The sequence below is a fragment of the Blattabacterium cuenoti genome (assembly GCF_014251255.1).
GTDB lineage: Bacteria > Bacteroidota > Bacteroidia > Flavobacteriales > Blattabacteriaceae > Blattabacterium > Blattabacterium cuenoti_W.
In genome coordinates this window covers 574276-593358 of record NZ_CP059182.1, presented here as the reverse complement: position 1 = coordinate 593358, position 19083 = coordinate 574276, and the positions used below count along the sequence as shown (strand labels likewise).

At 24.7% G+C, this 19083-nt stretch carries 14 protein-coding genes; 6 read left to right on the top strand and 8 right to left on the bottom strand.

From position 1 onward, the window contains the following. From fabG to prfB, 5 genes are all read right to left on the bottom strand, one after another. Nucleotides 1-738 carry a 3-oxoacyl-[acyl-carrier-protein] reductase gene (gene fabG, locus H0H77_RS02850; RefSeq protein WP_185851543.1) on the bottom strand — a complete coding sequence of 246 codons (738 nt, stop codon included), beginning with the start codon at nt 736-738 and terminating at the stop codon, nt 1-3. Then, nucleotides 735-1463, bottom strand: coding sequence for a (d)CMP kinase (cmk, locus tag H0H77_RS02845; protein ID WP_185851542.1), 729 nt, complete (start codon nt 1461-1463; stop codon nt 735-737). The genes fabG and cmk overlap by 4 nt, the downstream gene beginning before the upstream one ends. Nucleotides 1464-1468: 5 nt before the next feature. Beyond that, on the bottom strand, nt 1469-2335 hold the full coding sequence (gene speB, locus H0H77_RS02840; protein WP_185851541.1) for an agmatinase: 867 nt from the start codon (nt 2333-2335) through the stop codon (nt 1469-1471). 29 nt (nt 2336-2364) lie between these two features. After that, a complete protein-coding gene (locus H0H77_RS02835; protein ID WP_185851540.1) occupies nt 2365-3756 on the bottom strand; it encodes a type III PLP-dependent enzyme domain-containing protein in 1392 nt (463 codons plus the stop codon). Between the two features lie 86 nt (nt 3757-3842). Beyond that, nucleotides 3843-4955: a peptide chain release factor 2 gene (prfB, locus tag H0H77_RS02830; protein WP_185851539.1), complete on the bottom strand. Its 1113-nt coding sequence runs from the start codon at nt 4953-4955 to the stop codon at nt 3843-3845. A gap of 130 nt (nt 4956-5085) precedes the next feature. Here prfB and clpB point away from each other — a divergent pair, with 130 nt between their 5' ends. Both clpB and era read left to right on the top strand, forming a co-directional pair. Then, nucleotides 5086-7713, top strand: coding sequence for an ATP-dependent chaperone ClpB (gene clpB, locus H0H77_RS02825; RefSeq protein ID WP_185851538.1), 2628 nt, complete (start codon nt 5086-5088; stop codon nt 7711-7713). A 19-nt stretch (nt 7714-7732) separates the two neighbouring features. Beyond that, nucleotides 7733-8635 carry a GTPase Era gene (era, locus tag H0H77_RS02820; protein WP_185851886.1) on the top strand — a complete coding sequence of 301 codons (903 nt, stop codon included), beginning with the start codon at nt 7733-7735 and terminating at the stop codon, nt 8633-8635. A gap of 10 nt (nt 8636-8645) precedes the next feature. Here era and tyrS read toward each other — a convergent pair whose 3' ends face one another. Together tyrS and H0H77_RS02810 are read right to left on the bottom strand one after the other, a co-directional pair. Beyond that, the gene (gene tyrS / locus H0H77_RS02815; RefSeq protein WP_185851537.1) at nt 8646-9926 is read right to left on the bottom strand and encodes a tyrosine--tRNA ligase; all 1281 of its coding nucleotides are present in this window, start codon (nt 9924-9926) and stop codon (nt 8646-8648) included. Between the two features lie 417 nt (nt 9927-10343). After that, complete coding sequence (locus H0H77_RS02810) at nt 10344-11909, bottom strand: hypothetical protein (protein WP_238783790.1); 1566 nt, start codon at nt 11907-11909, stop codon at nt 10344-10346. A 147-nt stretch (nt 11910-12056) separates the two neighbouring features. Here H0H77_RS02810 and H0H77_RS02805 point away from each other — a divergent pair, with 147 nt between their 5' ends. From H0H77_RS02805 to leuB, 4 genes are read left to right on the top strand one after another with little or no spacing between them, the layout of a single operon-like run. After that, nucleotides 12057-13271, top strand: a complete 1215-nt coding sequence (locus H0H77_RS02805) for a 2-isopropylmalate synthase (RefSeq protein ID WP_185851536.1) — start codon at nt 12057-12059, stop codon at nt 13269-13271. A 2-nt stretch (nt 13272-13273) separates the two neighbouring features. Further along, the gene (gene leuC / locus H0H77_RS02800; protein WP_185851535.1) at nt 13274-14668 is read left to right on the top strand and encodes a 3-isopropylmalate dehydratase large subunit; all 1395 of its coding nucleotides are present in this window, start codon (nt 13274-13276) and stop codon (nt 14666-14668) included. Beyond that, on the top strand, nt 14665-15267 hold the full coding sequence (leuD, locus tag H0H77_RS02795; RefSeq protein ID WP_185851534.1) for a 3-isopropylmalate dehydratase small subunit: 603 nt from the start codon (nt 14665-14667) through the stop codon (nt 15265-15267). The genes leuC and leuD overlap by 4 nt, the downstream gene beginning before the upstream one ends. Before the next feature lie 2 nt (nt 15268-15269). Continuing rightward, the gene (gene leuB / locus H0H77_RS02790; protein WP_185851533.1) at nt 15270-16331 is read left to right on the top strand and encodes a 3-isopropylmalate dehydrogenase; all 1062 of its coding nucleotides are present in this window, start codon (nt 15270-15272) and stop codon (nt 16329-16331) included. On the opposite strand, the gene H0H77_RS02785 is transcribed toward leuB, so the two are convergent. Next, the gene (locus H0H77_RS02785; RefSeq protein WP_185851532.1) at nt 16318-19074 is read right to left on the bottom strand and encodes a PD-(D/E)XK nuclease family protein; all 2757 of its coding nucleotides are present in this window, start codon (nt 19072-19074) and stop codon (nt 16318-16320) included. The two genes, leuB and H0H77_RS02785, sit on opposite strands and share 14 nt — an antisense overlap. Between the last annotated feature and the right edge of the window lie 9 nt (nt 19075-19083).

Sequence of the window (19083 nt, the reverse complement as noted above, 5' to 3'; positions counted from 1 at the left end):
TTAAATTAATCCTCCATTAACATTTAATACTTCTCCAGTAATATAATTGGAAAGATCAGACGCAAGGAATAGACTACAATTGGCTACATCTTGAGGAATTCCAGGTCTTTTTAAGGGAATATTTCTAATCCAATTTTCCTTTATTTTGGATTGAAAATGAGAATTCATTTTTGTATCAATGTATCCAGGAGCTATAACATTACAACGAATGTTCTTTTTTCCGAATTCTTTAGCAACTGATTTAGTAAATCCAATAATTCCTGCTTTAGATGCTGCATAATTAGACTGTCCAGAATTTCCCGTCATTCCTATAACAGAACTCATATTAATAATGCTTCCATTTTTTTTTTTTATCATAGAATAACTAATTACATATTTTGTAAGATAAAAAATAGAATAAATATTAGTTCGAATAACCTTATCCCAATCTTCTTCAGACATTCTAAGCAATAAATTGTCTTTTATTATTCCAGCATTGTTTACTAATATATCTATTCCTCCAAATTTTTCCATAACTTTTTTCACAAAGTTTTGTGAAGAATCAAAATCTGTAAGATCTATTTTATGTGCTTCTACTGAATTTCCCAATTCACTGGATAATTTTATAGCATTTTTTTTTGAAAAAAAAAATGTAAAAATAACATAAGCGCCATGTTTTACAAATGTTTTCACAATAGATTTTCCAATGTCTCCTGAACCTCCTGTTACTATTGCGATTTTTCCATTTAAAAGTTTCATATATGATTTTTTTTCTTTTTTATTATATTTTTTTTTATCAATTGAAGGACAAGCATTAATTGTTTTTCAGTGTTAAGAAATGTATTGTCTATTTCTATGGAATCTATAGGTTTTTTTAATGGAGAAATTTTTCTAGAAATATCTATCATATCTCTATACAGAATATTTTTCCTTATTTCTTCATAAGAAGATAATTCTCCTCTTTTTTTAATTTCTTTATATCTTCTGTAGGAACGAATTTCTATAGAACTTGTCATAAAAATTTTTAATTTTGATTGAGGAAAAACAATATTCCCTATATCTCTTCCATCTATAATAATTCCTTTATTAAGAGGAATATTTTTTACAAAGTTTCTCTGTTTCATTGTCAATATTTCACGAACTTCTGGGATTCTAGCTATTAAACTTACTTTATTTGTAACTTCTTTTGAACGAATTTCATATTGAACATTTTTCTTATTAAAAAGAAAATCTGTTCTATTTAATATTTTATTCCATTGAAATTGAAAATCAATATTTTTCAAAAAAGGAATTAAATTAGTAAGATTCCATAAATCACTGTTAAAAACATTTTTTTGAATCGCTAATAAAGCAATACTTCTATACATGGCCCCTGTATCTATATAAGTATATTTCAGTATTTTAGATATCTTTTGAGCAAGAGTACTTTTTCCGGAAGAAGAATATCCATCTATAGCTATAATGATTTTTTGATTTTGATTCATAATAATTATGTATTATGTAGTGAAAATTTATATGACAATAGTTTGTAATATAGTTTAACTACTAAAAAATCTGTAGAAGATTCTTTTTCATTTGGCAAGAGTTCCACAATATCAAATCCTATAACTTTCTTATTTTTGAATACCATTTTTAAGAATTTTAAAGTTTTGTACCAGAACATTCCACCTGGTTCTGGAGTTCCTGTAGAAGGGGCTATACTTGGATCAAAAACATCTATATCTATGCTAAGAAACACATTTTTAGATAATTTCTGAATTGCTTTTTTCATCCATAAATCATTTTTATAAATATCATGGATATAAAATGTATTTTCTTTTTTTATATATTTTTTTTCTAGTATATCCATACTTCGAATTCCAATTTGTATAACAGGATATTTTTTTGATGCTTCATACATGGAACAAGCGTGATTATAAGGATCTCCATTATACATAGGACGTAAATCTGCATGTGCATCCATATGAAGAATACTCATATTCGTATATGTTTCTCCAAACGCTCGAATACTCCCTATTGAAATAGAATGTTCTCCTCCTATGAGAGTAACAAATTTTTTTTTAAAAAGATATTTTTTTGTAATATCGTATACTTTTTTAATCATCTCCTTGGAAGGAATTGAAGAATTGACAATAGGTGATGGGACAATAAAAATTCCTTTTTTGTATACTTCTGAATTAGTTTCAATATCATATAATTCCATATGTTCTGATGCAGATAAGAAAGCTTTTGGACCTTTTTTAGATCCTTTTTTCCATGTTCCTGTATAATCATATGGAACAGGAATAAGTACAATTTTGGATTTTTCAAGTAAGGCGTATTTTTTAGGAATTCCTGCAAAAGTTTTTTTATTCATAAATATTTTATTTTTTTAATAAAAAAAAATTAATAGCCTAATATTTTTAAAATCTCTTCAGGACTTTGTGAATTACGAAATATTTTATAGACAAAGTTTTTTTTATTATCATGATCTATTAAAATATGAATAGGTTGAGGAATTAAACAATGATGAACTCCTCCATATCCACTAATTGTATCTTGATATGCTCCAGTATTAAAAAAACCAATGTAAAGTGGGATATTTTCACGAAAACAAGGAAGATAAATAGCATTCATATGTTGTTCTGAGTTATAATAATCATCACTATCACATGTTAATCCTCCTAAAAAAACTCTTTCATATGAATCATTCCAACGATTGATAGCCATCATAATAAATCTACTTCTTATAGCCCAAGTGTCAGGAAGAGTCGTCATAAATGAACTATCTATCATATTCCATTTTTCTCTGTCATTTTGACGTTTCTGATTAAGAATTTTATATAAAATTCCTCCACTTTCTCCAACTGTGTAAGCTCCAAACTCTGTATATATATGTGGCTCTGAAATATCTTCTTCTTGACAAAATTTTTTAATTTGATAAACAATTTCATTAGTCATATATTCGTAATCATATTCAAAAGACATAGATGTTTTAATGGGAAATCCCCCTCCTATATTTAAAATATCTAATTCCGGAGCTATTTTTTTTAGTCTCGCATAAATGTGTAAACATTTAAAAAGTTCATTCCAATAATAAGCTGTATCTTTAATTCCCGTATTGATAAAAAAATGTAACATTTTTAATTCCACTTTAGGATTATCTTTTATTTTGTTTAAATAAAAAACAATAATATCTTTATATCCAATACCTAAACGAGAAGTATAGAATTCAAATTTTGGTTCTTCCTCAGAAGCAATTCGTATTCCTAATTTAAATGGATAATTGATAAATAAGTTTAATTTATCTAATTCATCTGAATTATCTAATATGGGGATAGTATTATAAAAACCATTATTAATCAATTTTGATATATTTTCTATGTAATTATGAGTTTTAAATCCATTACAGATTACTTCAATATTTTTATTTGTTTTTCCTTTTTGATAAAGATTTTTAACAATTTCTATATCATAAGCATATGAAGTTTCAATGCTAATATTATTTTTCAACGCTTCTTCTAAAACAAAAGAAAAATGAGAACTTTTTGTACAGTAACAATAAGTATATTTGTTATTATATTGATTAGAATGAATAGCTTTTTCAAACCATTTTCTAGCTTTTTGTATATTTTGAGAGATTTTTGGCAAAAAAGTAAATTTCAATGGAGTTCCATATCTTTTAATAAGGTTCATTAGTGGAATTCCATGAAACTCTAACAGATTATTTTTAATAGAAAATTCCTCTGTAGGAAAATCAAAAGTTTGATCTATAAGATCAGCGTAACGAATTTTCATCAATCGAAAAATAGAAGAATTAATGATCTTTTTTTTTTATTTAAAAAAAAAATCAATAACTAAGAAAAAATTTTAAATTTTTTTCTTTATTTTTCTTCTCTTTTTTTATTATAGACTAAAAATTTTTTTAAAAAAATATCTATTTCTCCATTCATGACAGAATGAATTTGATTAGTTTCATAACCTGTTCTTAAATCCTTTACCAATTTGTAAGGATGCATGATATAATTTCGTATTTGAGATCCCCATTCTATCTTTTTTTTTTCAGATTCTATCTGATTTTTTTTTTCATTTTTTTTAATGATTTCTATTTCAAATAATCTAGATTTCAAAAGTTGTAAAGCTTTTTGTCTATTTTGTATTTGTGAACGATATTCTGTATTTTCTATCATAATTCCTGTTGGGAGATGACGTAATCTAACTCCTGTTTCTACTTTATTAACATTTTGTCCCCCTGCTCCTCCAGAACGAAAAGTTTCCCATTGGATATCTGAAGATTTAATATCAATATCAATATTTTTTTTATCTATTAAAGGATAGACATAAACAGAAGAAAAAGAAGTATGTCGTTTTGAGTTATTGTCAAATGGAGAGATTCGTATTAACCTATGAACTCCATTTTCTCCTTTTAGATATCCAAATGCATACAATCCATTCAGTTCTAAAGTCACGGATTTCATCCCTGTAATATCTCCAGGAAGATGATGAATTTTTTTAACGGAATATTTCTTTTTTTCAGCCCACATCACATACATTCTCATTAACATAGATGTCCAATCACAACTTTCAGTTCCTCCTGCTCCAGAAGAAATTTGTAATATAGCATTCAAAACATCTTCTTCTTTAGAAAGAAGATTTTTTAATTCTATGTTTGATAATAATTTTTTAGTCTTACTAAATTGAAGATGAAGTTCTTTTTCAATTTCAATACTCTCTTCGTTTTCTTCTTTAGAAAGAGAAAAAAGAATTTCTAGTTCTTCCATAGCATTTTTTAATTCAAAAAAATCTTTTATACATGTTTTCATAACATGTAAACGTTTTACGAAATTTTTATATTTTTTGTAATTTTTACAAAAACTAGGATGAAAAAATCTTTCTTGTTCTTTTTCAAGAAAGATTTTCATTTTTTGAATGTTTAGAACATCATGAATTCTATTAATTCTTTCTGAAAGAGATTGTATTTCTTCTTTTTTTATCATAAAAATAAAAACACGAAAGTAAATATTAACATAAATATGTTTTTTTTATATTGTAAAAAAAAAAAAATGGAACTTATTAGTTTAATATTAACTCAGTATCCAGATTAGGATAAACAAATTTCATTATTTTATGAATTCTAATAAATTTACTATAAAATCTCAAAATATTATACAAAAAGCACAACAAATTGCATTAAAAAATAACCAACAATCTATTGAAAATGCACATATATTGAAATCTTTACTAGAAAAAGAAGATAATATTATTTCTTTTATCTTAGAAAAATTAAATATCAATCATAAAATCCTAATGATAGGAGTAGATCGTATTATTTCTACTTATCCTAGAATATTAAGTAAGCCAATTAGTCAACATTTAAGTAATCATGTAATACAAATGTTAAATAGAGCAGAAATCTATGCTAATAGTTTAAAAGATAAATTTATTTCTATTGAACATCTTTTTTATGCTATTTTTATGAATTCTGATTATACATCTCAATTATTGAAAGATCAAGGAATTACTGAAGAAGATATAAAGAAAATCATTAAGGATATAAGAAAAGAAAGTGGAAATGTCGTTTCTCAAATGACAGAAAACTCTTCTAATGCTTCTTTAGAAAAATATGCAAAAAATCTTAATGAATGGGCAAGTAAAGGAAAATTAGATCCTGTTATTGGACGTGATGAAGAAATACGTAGAGTTTTACAAATTTTATCTAGAAGAACAAAAAATAATCCAATTTTAATTGGAGAACCTGGAGTTGGAAAAACAGCTATTGCTGAAGGATTAGCTCATCGTATTATTAATGGAGATATTCCAGATAATTTAAAAAATAAACAAGTTTACTCTTTAGATATGGCATCTCTTATTGCAGGAGCCAAATATAAAGGGGAATTTGAAGAACGTCTTAAAGGCGTTATAAAAGAAGTGACTTTTTCAAATGGAGATATTATTTTATTTATTGATGAAATACATACCTTAGTCAGTACAGGAGGAGGAGAAGGATCTATAGATGCAGCAAATATTTTAAAACCTGCATTAGCAAGAGGAGAACTTCGCGCAATAGGAGCAACTACTTTAAATGAATACCAGAAATATTTTAGAATAGATAAAGCTTTAGAAAGAAGATTTCAACAAGTATATGTTGATGAACCATCTGTGACAGATGCTATATCTATATTACGTGGAATTAAAGAAAAATATGAAAGTCATCATAAAGTAAGAATTAAAGATGAATCTATTATTGCTGCTGTAGAATTATCTCAACGTTATATTAACGAACGATTTTTACCTGATAAAGCTATTGATCTTATTGATGAAGCTGCATCAAAACTAAGAATGGAAATTAATTCAAAACCTGAAGAATTAGATGTTTTACATCGAAAAATAATGCAAATGGAAATACAAATAGAAGCTATAAAAAGAGAAAATGATGAAAAACAACTAATTTTATTAAAGAAGGAATTGGCGAAATTGAATGAAAAAAGAAAAAAATTACAAAATCAATGGCAAAGTGAAAAGGATTTGGTTGAAGGAATACAAAAATCTAAGGATAAAATAGAAAATTTTAAGTTTGAAGCAGAACAAGCAGAACGATTAGGAGATTATGGAAAAGTAGCTGAATTAAGATATGGGAAAATTAAAGAAGAAGAAAAGAAAGTTAAATTATTTGAAGAAAAATTAAAAAAACAAAATGAAAATGGAAAAAAAATGATACAAGAAGAAGTTTTTAGAGAAGATATTGCTCAAGTTGTTTCTAAGTGGACTGGAATTCCAATTACTAAAATGTTACAAAGTGAAAAAGAAAAATTGTTATCTCTAGAGAAAAAATTACATAAGAGAGTTATAGGTCAAAAAAATGCTATTCAATCTGTGGCAAATGCTATACGACGTTCTAGAGCTGGACTTCAAGATGAAAAAAAACCTATAGGATCTTTTCTTTTTATGGGAAGTACAGGAGTAGGAAAAACGGAATTGGCTAAAACGTTAGCAGAATATCTTTTTGATAATGAAAATAATATGGTTCGTATAGATATGAGTGAGTATCAAGAAAGTCATTCAATAAGTAGATTGATTGGAGCTCCTCCAGGTTATGTTGGATATGAAGAAAGTGGACAACTAACAGAATCCATACGTCGTCGTCCTTATAGTGTTATATTATTAGATGAAATTGAAAAAGCTCATTCAGATATATTTAATATCCTTTTACAGGTATTAGATGATGGAAGATTGACAGATAATAAAGGTCGTACAGCAAATTTTACCAATACAATCATTATTATGACTTCCAATATAGGAGCAGATATGATTCAAGAAAAATTAAACCAAGAAGTTCATTATTCTAATGGAATAGAATCCATAAAAAAGTCTTTGATAGATTTATTAAAAAATATAGTAAGACCAGAGTTTATTAATCGTATTGACGAAATAATTTTGTTTAAACCTCTTTCTAGAAAAGAGATTAAAGAAATTGTAAAATTACAAATGAAAAAATTAGGATTCTTATTGTCAAAGAAAAATATTTCTATAGAAGCGACAAATGAAGCAATAGCATATTTATCTGAAAAAGGATATGATCCTCATTTTGGGGCTAGACCATTAAAAAGAGTAATTCAACATGATATTTTAAATCAACTTTCTAAAAAAATTATTCAAGGAGAAATACATAACAATACTAAAATATTAGTAGATTTTTTTAAAGAAAAAGGAATTGTATTTAGAAAATCAGAATCAAAAACGGTAAAAATACAATAAACAATATTTTTATTGAGTGATTATTCATAAGTCTAGTTTTGTTAATATTATAGGATTTCCAAATGTAGGAAAATCAACATTAATAAATTCTCTTGTAGGAAAAAAAATTTCTATTATTACGAAAAAACCACAAACCACTCGTCATAGAATATTAGGAATTATTGATGAGTCTGATTTTCAGATTATTTTTTCTGATACTCCAGGAATTATTATAAACCCAATTTCTCCTATGCAAAGAATAATGATGCAATATGTGGAAAAATCTTTAGAAGATGCTGATATTGTTTTATTTATGACAGAAATGAGAAAATTCCATTTCATGGAAAAAAAATATTTTTCTTTTATATTGAATCCTATTCAAAATAGAAATATTCCTATCATTATTTTAATAAATAAAATAGATAAAATAGGGATAGAATATAGTGAAAAATTATTCTATGAGACAATAGATTATTGGCATAAATTTATTCCTAATTCAGAAATATTACCTATATCTGCATTAAAAAAAATAAATCAAGATTTATTAATGAATAAAATTTTAGGATTGTTATCTGAACACCCTCCTTATTATCCCAAAGGAATTTTAAGTGATAAGTCGGAACGATTTTTTGTTAATGAAATTATTAGAGAAAAAATATTTTTTTTCTATTATAAAGAAATTCCTTACTCCGTTGAGGTTTTTACAGAAAAATTTAATAAAAATGAAATTGAAATAGATATTTTTTCATCTATATACGTGGAACGTGATTCTCAAAAAAATATTCTCATTGGAAATAATGGAAATTCTGTTCGAAAATTAAGATTTTTTTCTATAAAAGAAATAGAGGATTTTTTTAAAAAGAAAGTCTCTCTAAAATTAGATGTAAAAGTATGTAAAAATTGGCGTTCAAATTACAATAAATTAAAAAGTTTTGGATATTAAATCTACTTTATTATTTAAGTTTTATAAGAAAAAATTCTTTTTTTCCAAATTGAAGTAAAATGTATTTTTTTCCTATTACATTTTCTTTATTTAATAATATGTTTTCTTTGATAGATATTTTATTGATAAAAATTGAATTTGCATTTAAAGCACGATTTGCTTGACTTTTAGAAGAAAAAAAACTGCTTTTTTTTAAAAAATCTAATAAATAAATACCTTTTTCAAACTCTTTTTTAGGAAAGAGCATATGTGGTATATTTTTGTATATGGAAAATATAGTTTTTTCATCTAAAGATTGTAAAAAAGTATTTGTATACTTTTTTTCAAATAAAATATTTGAAATATTTATAGCTTTTTCATAAGCTTCATTTCCATGAACCCATTTTGTCATTTCACATGCTAGTTTTTTTTGTAGTAATCTCTTTTTTGGATTATTTCTATGTTTTAAAATTAATGTATTGATTTTTTCCTTAGGAAGAAAGGTATAAATTTTAATAAATTTTTCAATATCCATATCAGATACATTTATCCAAAATTGATAAAATTTGTATGGAGAAGTGCGATTTTTATCTAACCATATATTTTCTCCTTTTTCACTCTTTCCAAATTTTTTTCCATTAGGTTTTGTTACCAAAGGAAAAGTGATTCCATATGCTTTTTTTCCTGTTTTTTTTCTAATAAGCTCTATTCCCGCAGTAATGTTTCCCCATTGATCTGATCCTCCAATTTGAATAAAGCAATTTTTTTTTTGATTTAAATAGAGAAAATCATATCCTTGTATGAGAGAATAAGAAAACTCAGTAAAAGAAATTCCGTCATTTTTATTTTTAACACGTTTTTTTACAGAATCTTTAGATATCAGATAATTTATAGAGAAATGTTTTCCTATATCACGGATAAATTTTAAAAAGGAAATATTTTTCATCCAATTAAAATTGTTTAATAATTCTACTTTTTCAGAATGAAAATTTAATAGTTTAGAAAGTTGATTTTTGATAGATTTTGTATTTTTTTGTAAAGTTTTTTGATTCAAAAAAATTCTACGATCATATTTATACGATGGATCTCCTATCATTCCTGTAGCTTCTCCAATCAATGCTAAAGATTGATGTCCCATTTTTTGAAAATGAATCAACATAATAATAGGAAGCAAACTTCCCAAATGTAAAGAATTAGATGTTGGATCAAATCCAATATATATAGTCGTACGTTTTTTTAGTTGTTCTTCTACTCCAGGAACTTTATTTTGAATTAAACCTCTCCAAGAAAGTTCATCAATAATGTTTTGCATGTTTTTTTATTAAAGAACATTTTGATTAATTTTATTTTTATGTTTTTTTTTTTATTTATTTTTCAAACTAATGATAATTAAAAAATTTAAACTGGTAGTTTTTTTTTCGTTTATATTATTTATACATATAATTTGTAATTTTTTTTATGAAAGGGATTTTTCCTATTTCATAATAGGATATGTATTTCTGTTTCTTATTAATAGTTTTTTTTTATTATTTTTTTTTATTTTTAATAAAAAACCTAGATCAATTATTTCTCTCTATGTGATAGAGACAATTTTAAAGTTATTTTTTAGTATTTTTTTTCTTTTTTATTTGATCATGAAATATGATATTTCAAATATGTTTGTCACATTCATTAATTTTGTTTTTTCATATTTTTTGGTTCTTTTTTTTAAAATCATTTTATTGTTAAATTAACAATGATTTTTTAAAAATTTTTCTTTTATAATTATTTCAATGGATTTATTTTCTATTTTTGAATTTAACCATGAAATGATATCTAGATATAGAAAAGTTCTTTTTTCATAAGGATGATCAGAATATTTAATTAATTTTTCTCTTAATTTTTTAAATTGTCCTTTAATTTGATGTGGATAAAAAGTTCCTAGGTTTTTGAAAAAATGAATAATTTTTTTTTGTACAATGTATAAATCATCCATTTGAATAAAAAATTTGTATGCAGATTGTATTTTACGATCCATATTTTCATCTAATCCACTTTCGTAACAAGCAATTAAATGTAAAAGTCGAGCAAAACATTGTAAATCTTGTCTTAAATTTTTTTCTTTATTTTCCATAATTTTTAGTAAATATCTAATGGTATTTTTATTGTCTCCACTTCCAAAATATAAACAAGCAATTTTATAATAAAGTACCATAATATAATGAGAGTCTAAACGAGTAGAAATTTTATTTAAATCTTGGAATAAAGAAGGAAGAATATTTTTTACCCCTTCAGAAAAAGTTCCTTCCATATAATGTTTATTAATACGATTAGTATATTTGTACATAAAAATTAATATTTTTGTATTTCCATTTAAAATAATATCTCCATTTTGAACTTCTTTTTCAAATTTTTCTAAAACGTTTTTGAATTTAGAGTAATGGTTCAAGTAAAATAAAGTATCTAGTAAATAATGATATCCTTTTAAATAACTGACAGGAGCTATTTTTTTTGCTTTTTCATGATTTTGAAACAGCTCAACCCATTTACAAGATGACCTATAACACATGATAAAATCTTGTCTAATATAATGGTACCATACTTGAGCTTGATATAAAAACAATTTTTCATAAAAACTAAGTTTAGTTATATCAAATTTTGTAAGATTTGTACGAAAATATGTTTCTATAAATATTTTGTCTTTTTCATTTCTTACATATCCTACTTTTAAATATAATCCGTATAATTCTAAAGATAGACTAGATAAAGCATTATGACATTGAACTCTTTCAATTAATTCTTTAGATTCTAAAGATAATTCTCCAGATCTAGAATAAATACTTCTGGTAATATGTTGAGATTCTATCATTTTTTCAAATTCTACTAACTCTAACAAAATTGTGTTTGATTCATTACATTTAGCTATAACTTTTGCTTTTTTTAAAAATTTTAAGCTTTGTAGATAAAGACCTTTATCGTATAATATTTTAGCAAAATCTAAAAATTCATGTATTTGTATATCATAATTTTCTAGAATATGCTTCTGCTGTCGTCTAAGACTAATCAAAATCTGTTTATATAAATGAGCTTTCATATTAGATAATTGAATTTTTTTTATGAATGTATTTTCCAATATTTCTTTTTCTTGATAAGAATTTATTTTGCTCATTATTTCAAAAAGTTTTATGAACTTAGCGTTTTTGTTTTTTTTTATTCTATTTGCATAAAGTTTAAAATTCTTTTTTTCGGATTTAGATAGAGATTGAATTAATAGAAGAAGATGATCCATTTTCTTATTATTCATTTTTGTTAACATTGTAATTTTTTCAAGTTATTAAGCTTGATAAACAGAAAAATATAAAATATTTTGTATTTTTATACATTGTAAATATAAAAATTATTTTATATTATTTTTTTTTTGTAAGAGATAGTTTTGAAATGGAATTAAAATAATCCAAATAGTATGGAAAAGAAAAGAATTCATATTTTTGATACAACGTTGCGTGATGGAGAACAAGTTCCAGGATGTAAACTAAATACTAAAGAAAAAATAAAAATAGCGAAACAACTAGAATATTTGGGAGTAGATGTCATTGAAGCAGGGTTTCCAACTTCGAGTCCAGGAGATTATCAATCTGTTCAAGAAATTTGTAAATCTATTTCAAAACCTATTATTTGTGCTTTATCTAGAGCTGTAGAAAAAGATATAAAAATAGCAGGAAGTGCTTTAAAATATGCAAAAAGATCTAGAATTCACACTGGAATAGGAACTTCTGATTGCCATATTCGTTATAAATTTAATAGTACTCCAGAAAAAATTATAGAAAGAGCTATACAAGCTGTAAAATATGCAAAAAAATTTGTAGAAGATGTAGAATTTTATGCAGAAGATGCAGGACGTACAAATAACGATTTTTTAGCAAAAGTTTGTGAAGCTGTAATTAAATATGGAGCAACAGTTATTAATATTCCTGATACTACAGGTTATTGTTTACCAGAAGAATATGGTATAAAAATTAAATTTCTTAAGGAAAATGTTAAGGGAATCCATAATATTACATTATCGACTCATTGTCACAATGATTTGGGATTGGCTACTGCAAATTCTTTATCTGGAATAATAAATGGAGCACAACAAGTAGAATGTACTATTAATGGAATTGGGGAAAGAGCTGGAAATACTTCATTAGAAGAAATCGTTATGATCATTAAACAAAATTCTCATTTGAATTTATTTACAAATATAAAAACAAAACTTATTTCTTCAATAAGTCATTTAGTTTCTGAATGTACAGGAATGAAAGTACAGGCAAATAAAGCGATTGTAGGAATGAATGCTTTTTCTCATTCATCAGGAATTCATCAAGATGGAATAATAAAGAAAAGAGAAACTTATGAAAGCATTAATCCAGAAGATGTTGGAATTCATAACCATTCTTCAATTATTTTAACAGCTAGAAGTGGAAGGGCAGCTTTGGATTATCGTTATAAAAAATTGGGACATTTTTTAAATAAAAATTCTTTAGATTTAGTTTATTCTATTTTTTTAAGATATGCTGATAAAAAAAAGGAGATATCTGATCAAGAATTAAAAATTATTTTAGAAGAAGCCAATAATAAAGGAAACAATAATAAAAATAGATTACAACACATTAGAAGAAGAATAAATGTTGTTTAAACATGTCTAAAAAATCTTTATTTGATAAAGTTTGGGAATCTCATACAATAAAAAAATTGGAAAATAAGTTAGATGTACTTTATATTGATAGACATTATATACATGAAGTTACGAGTCCTCAAGCTTTTTTAGAATTAAAAAAAAGAGGTTTTTCTGTTTTTAGACCCAAACAAATTATAGCTACTGTAGATCATAATGTTCCTACAAAAAATCAACATTTACCTATTTCAGATCCTCTTTCTAGAAAACAAATAAATTTTTTAATAAAAAATTGTAAAAAATTTGGAATTACGTTTTATGGACTTGGGCATGAAAATCATGGAATTGTTCATGTGATTGGTCCTGAATTGGGGCTAACTTTGCCTGGAATGACAATAGTTTGTGGAGATAGTCATACATCTACTCATGGAGCTTTTGGAAGTATTGCTTTTGGTATTGGAACTAGTCAAGTTGCTATGGTTATGGCAAGCCAATGTTTATTGCTCTCTAAACCTAAACAAATGAAAATTCAATTAGAGGGAAATTTAAAAAAAGGAGTAACTCCAAAAGATGTTATTTTGTATATAATCTCAAAATTAGGAGTAGATGTGGGAATAGGACATTTTATAGAATATACGGGATCAGTCATTAGAAATATGAGTATGGAAGGAAGAATGACAATTTGTAATATGAGTATTGAGATGGGAGCAAAGGGAGGATTAATAGCTCCAGATGAAATTACTTTTGATTACATCAAAAAGTGTAAAAAGTATTTATTAAAAAATGAAGAAAAACATCACAAAAAAAACATAGAGTATTGGTCTACTTTGAAGACAGATAAGAATACAATTTTTGATAAAAAATATCTTCTTCATGCAGAAGATATAGAACCAATGATCACTTATGGAACAACTCCAGGAATGAGTATGAAAATTTCTGAACGCATTCCAGAAAAATCACTTTCTGAAAATGATAAAAGATCTTTAAATTATATGGGTTTTTCTCCTGGAGAATCATTAATAGGAAAAACGATCAATTATATTTTTATAGGAAGTTGTACTAATTCTAGAATAGAAGATTTAAGATTAGTTGCATTGATAGTGAAAGGAAAAAAAAAGGCGAATCATGTAAGAGTAATGGTGGTTCCTGGATCACAGAAAGTTATTCAACAAGCAAAGAAAGAAGGATTAGACAAAATTTTAAAAAATGCTGGATTTGAATTTCGTCAACCAGGATGTTCTGCGTGTTTAGGAATGAATGAAGATAAAATTCCTATGGGAGAATATTGTGTTTCTACATCTAACAGAAATTTTGAAGGAAGACAAGGAACAGGAGTTCGGACTTTACTCGTAAGTCCTTTGACAGCTTCTATTATCGCCATAGAAGGAAAAATTGTAGATATAAAGAAATACTTATGAAAAAATTTACTCTACTAACTAGTAGAATTGTTCCCTTTCCTATGGAAGATATAGATACAGATCAAATTATGCCAGCTCGTTTTTTGAAAGAAACAAAACGTAAAGAATGTGCAAAAAATATTTTTAGAGATTGGCGTTATGAAAAAGATGGGTCTTTAAAAAAAAATTTTATTTTAAATAATTCTGTTTTTTCTGGAAAGATTCTTTTATCAGGAAGAAATTTTGGATGTGGATCGAGTCGTGAACATGCAGTATGGGGAATTTATGATTATGGATTTAAAGTCGTTATATCTAGTTTTTTTGCAGATATTTTTAAAGAAAATGCATTAAATAATGGATTGTTAACTATAGAAGTTTCCGAATCTTTTTTATCAAAATTATTTGATACAGTTGAAAAAAATCCACATACAAATGTTCAAGTTAATTTAATTGAACAATTTGTTAAAATATTAGAAACAGGAGAATTGGAAAAATTCTATATTCATCCATATAAAAAAAATTGTTTTATAAATGGATATGATGATATAGATTTTTTAGTTTCTCTTCAAAAAGAGATAAAATTTTTTGAAGAAAAAAGATTGTTTTTTAACTTTTTTTAATTATGAAAAAAAATGTAGTAGTAATAGAAGGAGATGGAATTGGACCTGAAGTAATCAAACAAGCAATAAAAGTTTTGAATTCTATTGAAGAAAAATTTTCTCATAATTTTCTTTATAAAAAAATGATAGCAGGATCTAAAGCTATAGAAATGTTTGGAGATCCTATGCCAAAAGAAACTATAGATAGTTGTTTAAAATCAGATGCTGTTTTATTTGGATCTATAGGAAATTCAAAATACGATCATTATCCAAGAGGAATGAGACCAGAAGATGGTTTATTAAAACTTAGAAAAAAAATGGGATTATATTGCAACATCCGTCCGATAATTACTTATTCAGAAATAATAAATAAATCTCCTATAAAAAAAGAAAGATTAGAAAATGTTAATTTTTTGATATTTAGAGAATTAACTGGTGGAATTTATTTTGGAAAAAAAGGTCGTTCTCAAAATAAAGAAGAAGCTTATGATTATTGTATTTATTCCAAAAAAGAAATTGAAAAAATTGGAAAAATAGCTTTTCAAGCAGCACTTTCTCGTAAGAAAAAAATCTCTTTAGTGGATAAAGCTAATGTTTTAGAAACTTCTAGATTATGGCGTGAAGTTATTAAGGAAATGTCATTAAATTATCCAAATGTGGATTTGGAGTTTTTATATATAGATAATGCTGCTATGCAAATTATTATGAATCCTAAAAAATTTGATATTATTCTAACGGATAATATGTTTGGAGATATTCTTTCAGATGAGGCAAGTGTTATTACTAGTTCTTTGGGATTACTTCCATCAGCTTCTATTGGAGTTAATAATAAATCTTTATTTGAACCAGTTCATGGATCTTATCCTCAAGCAGAAGGAAAGAATATAGCAAATCCATTAGGATGTATTCTTTCTGTATCTATGATGTTAGAATATTTTGGAATGTGCAAAGAAAAAATTCTTTTAGAAGAAGCAGTAAAAAGCTCTATTGAAAAAAAAATTTGTACACCAGATATAATAGATTCTTCTTTAGTAACAACTGAAGAAGTTGGAAATTATATAGAAAAATATATCAAAAATCGCTAAAATTAGTATTTTCTATAATAGGAATTTTTGGATCTAAAATTTCAAAAATTCTATTAACTAGATGGGGAAAAAAATTTTCTACATAATTTTTATAAGAAATATTCATTGTTTTTTTAAAAATTATAGGAGTTGTTAAAATAGAGTTTTCTACTCCTTTTTCTGGAGAAACGATTCCAATGATTGGGGGTTTTTCTTTGTATCCTACAAATTTAGAAGACTTAAACCACAAATAAACGTAAATTAACAATTGCATTATATTTACATGATTAGGATCATGAAATATATTTGCAATTTTATTCAAAGAAATATGAAATCTTTTCAATTTTTGTATTCCTATTTTGTAATCAATAATACGTGTAGTTCCATCGAATTCATCTATACGATCTATAATTCCGTATAAATTTACTTTTTGAAATCGAATGTCTTCTAATTCTGTTGAAATACTATATTCTAATTCTTTCATAAAAATTTGATGACCTTTCTGAATTAGTTTTTCATCCCATGAAATAAAATTTTTTATGTAAGTTTTTACTATAGATAGTAGTAACATTTTCCTTCCTTTTGGATAAGGAAGAAAAGTTGTTTGAGTTTCTTCTTCTAAAAGAAATTTTTTTGTGGTAAATTCATAATCTTTTTTTATTGTATTAATAAAATCAATCGTTAATAAACGACCTTTAATAGGTTTATATAATATTTCCAATATTTTGTGGACTATTTTTCCTATTTTTTGTTTGAAAGAAATTTCTTCTGGATTCTTTAATCCAATAATTTTTTTATAATAAAATAAAAGTGGATTACAATTATATAAATGAATAGAAGAAGGAGAAAATCCGTGACGAGAAAGTTCATCTAATCGTCTGATTATAGATTCCGTTTTTTTTATAACAATAGGAGATCTTTTTGAAATAAATAATGGAATATTTTCTTTTTTTTCAGTTGTAAAATTATTACAGTTCATTTCTATTTGATAAATAAAACGGCTTTTTTCTCCAGAATTTAGTTCATCTGGTTGATTTTTATATATCAAATAAACATTTTTTGATGTTTGCAAAATATTTATCAAATGATGTTGATAGATTTCTTCGTTTTCTTGAAAAATAGGAAGATTTAATTTTTTACGAATATCTAAGGGGATGAAAGTATTATATTTTTTTTTATCTGGTGGAATAATTCCTTCGTTAACGGAAGTTATAATTGTTGTTTCAAAATCTCCAAAATATGGATCCATAAATCCTATCATGGATAATCCTTGGGGATGAGGTTGTTTATATTGTATTTTTTCTGTGTTTATAAATTGTTGATATAGATTGAATACATCTTTTATTCCCAAAAAAAAACTATTTTTTGTTTTTCTTACTAAAATCTTCATTTTTTTCATATAAATTTCTAGAACTGATAAAAATTTTAATTCTAATAGATGTTTTTCTGGAAACAGGAAAAAAAAGGTTTTCAATAGTTTTATGAAACTAATAATGCCAATAATGCATTTTTTAGTTTTATTAGTTTGTATTTTAAAAATGATTTCTAAATCGTTTTTTGATAAATATTTATTTATCATAGATTCAGATATAAAATCTAAATTTTTTGTGTTAAATATTTCTAATAATAATTTTTTTCTTAAAAAAATCTTTTGTATATATCCATCAGATAATATTCTCATTATATCTTCTTTATGAAAATTTTTGAATTTTTCTTTTCTTAAAAGCAATTGAAAAATTGAATAAAAAGTCGAGTGAATTGGAAGGAATTTGAATGGATAATTCATAATGGATAAATGAACTCCTGTAATTTTTTTTAGAGAATGAAACAAAGGAATAGATAAATAGTTATCTCCTAACATTATAATTATTTTATGTGGTTTTTTTCCATTTTTAATAAGTCTAGAAATTATTTTTTCTACAATATGTATTTGTTCTATTTCTTTAGAAACACTGATTATTTTTATCTTCTCTAAATGGAGAATTTTTTTTGATATTGGTTCATATTTCTTTTGAATGAAAAAATCATAATAATTCTTTTTTAAGAACAAATTTTTTTTCTTCTTATTATTACTAGAAAATAAATTATATATTAGAAGAGATTCTTGATTCAACTGAATCATTTTATTTATGAACTTTTTTTCGCATTCATTAACAAAATGAGATTTTGTAAGAAAAAATACTATTTGTATATTTCTGTTTTTAGAAAAAAAATTTCTTAATTTAAGAAAAGAAATTCTAAAAAGCATTCCGAAATAAGCTTTTCCTTTTTTTAAAAGTTGACATTGAAGAATGTAGTAAATTTTGTAAATTTCTTCCCAAAAAAAGAAATTTTTTTTTTCTATTTCTAAAATATTTGGATTCCATTCTTTTATTTTTTCTGTAGAAATGATATAAGAAAAAAAAGATTTTAATTTAATTAAATTAATATCCAAATCATGAAAATCATTCAATATATTAGGAGCCCATTTTAAAAAATCATTAAAATTTTTTGCTAAAACACTATTTTTTTTTTTTAATATTTCAAAAAAAAACAAAAGAATATAATCTATATGAGATAGAGATAAACCAGAAATTTTTTCTAAAAACTTTTCTATTGTGTAAATGATTACTGTTTTGTTAGAAGCACTAAATTCTTTAGTATATTTTCTTTGTATATATTTTATAATACAACTATCAAATGATACTAATAAAAGTTTTTTTTTTATATTTTCTTCTTTTTTTTTAAGTATATGTTGAATAATTTGATCTACTTGATTTATCACAATAATGAT

Excerpts from the sequence above, each read along its gene's own strand:
- tyrS (WP_185851537.1), bottom strand. The coding sequence starts at position 9,926 with ATGCAAAACATTATTGATGAACTTTCTTGGAGAGGTTTAATTCAAAAT.
- leuD (WP_185851534.1), top strand. The coding sequence starts at position 14,665 with ATGAAAAAATTTACTCTACTAACTAGTAGAATTGTTCCCTTTCCTATG.
- prfB (WP_185851539.1), bottom strand. The coding sequence starts at position 4,955 with ATGATAAAAAAAGAAGAAATACAATCTCTTTCAGAAAGAATTAATAGA.
- H0H77_RS02810 (WP_238783790.1), bottom strand. The coding sequence starts at position 11,909 with ATGTTAACAAAAATGAATAATAAGAAAATGGATCATCTTCTTCTATTA.
- speB (WP_185851541.1), bottom strand. The coding sequence starts at position 2,335 with ATGAATAAAAAAACTTTTGCAGGAATTCCTAAAAAATACGCCTTACTT.
- H0H77_RS02805 (WP_185851536.1), top strand. The coding sequence starts at position 12,057 with ATGGAAAAGAAAAGAATTCATATTTTTGATACAACGTTGCGTGATGGA.
- clpB (WP_185851538.1), top strand. The coding sequence starts at position 5,086 with ATGAATTCTAATAAATTTACTATAAAATCTCAAAATATTATACAAAAA.
- H0H77_RS02835 (WP_185851540.1), bottom strand. The coding sequence starts at position 3,756 with ATGAAAATTCGTTACGCTGATCTTATAGATCAAACTTTTGATTTTCCT.
- cmk (WP_185851542.1), bottom strand. The coding sequence starts at position 1,463 with ATGAATCAAAATCAAAAAATCATTATAGCTATAGATGGATATTCTTCT.
- leuB (WP_185851533.1), top strand. The coding sequence starts at position 15,270 with ATGAAAAAAAATGTAGTAGTAATAGAAGGAGATGGAATTGGACCTGAA.
- leuC (WP_185851535.1), top strand. The coding sequence starts at position 13,274 with ATGTCTAAAAAATCTTTATTTGATAAAGTTTGGGAATCTCATACAATA.
- fabG (WP_185851543.1), bottom strand. The coding sequence starts at position 738 with ATGAAACTTTTAAATGGAAAAATCGCAATAGTAACAGGAGGTTCAGGA.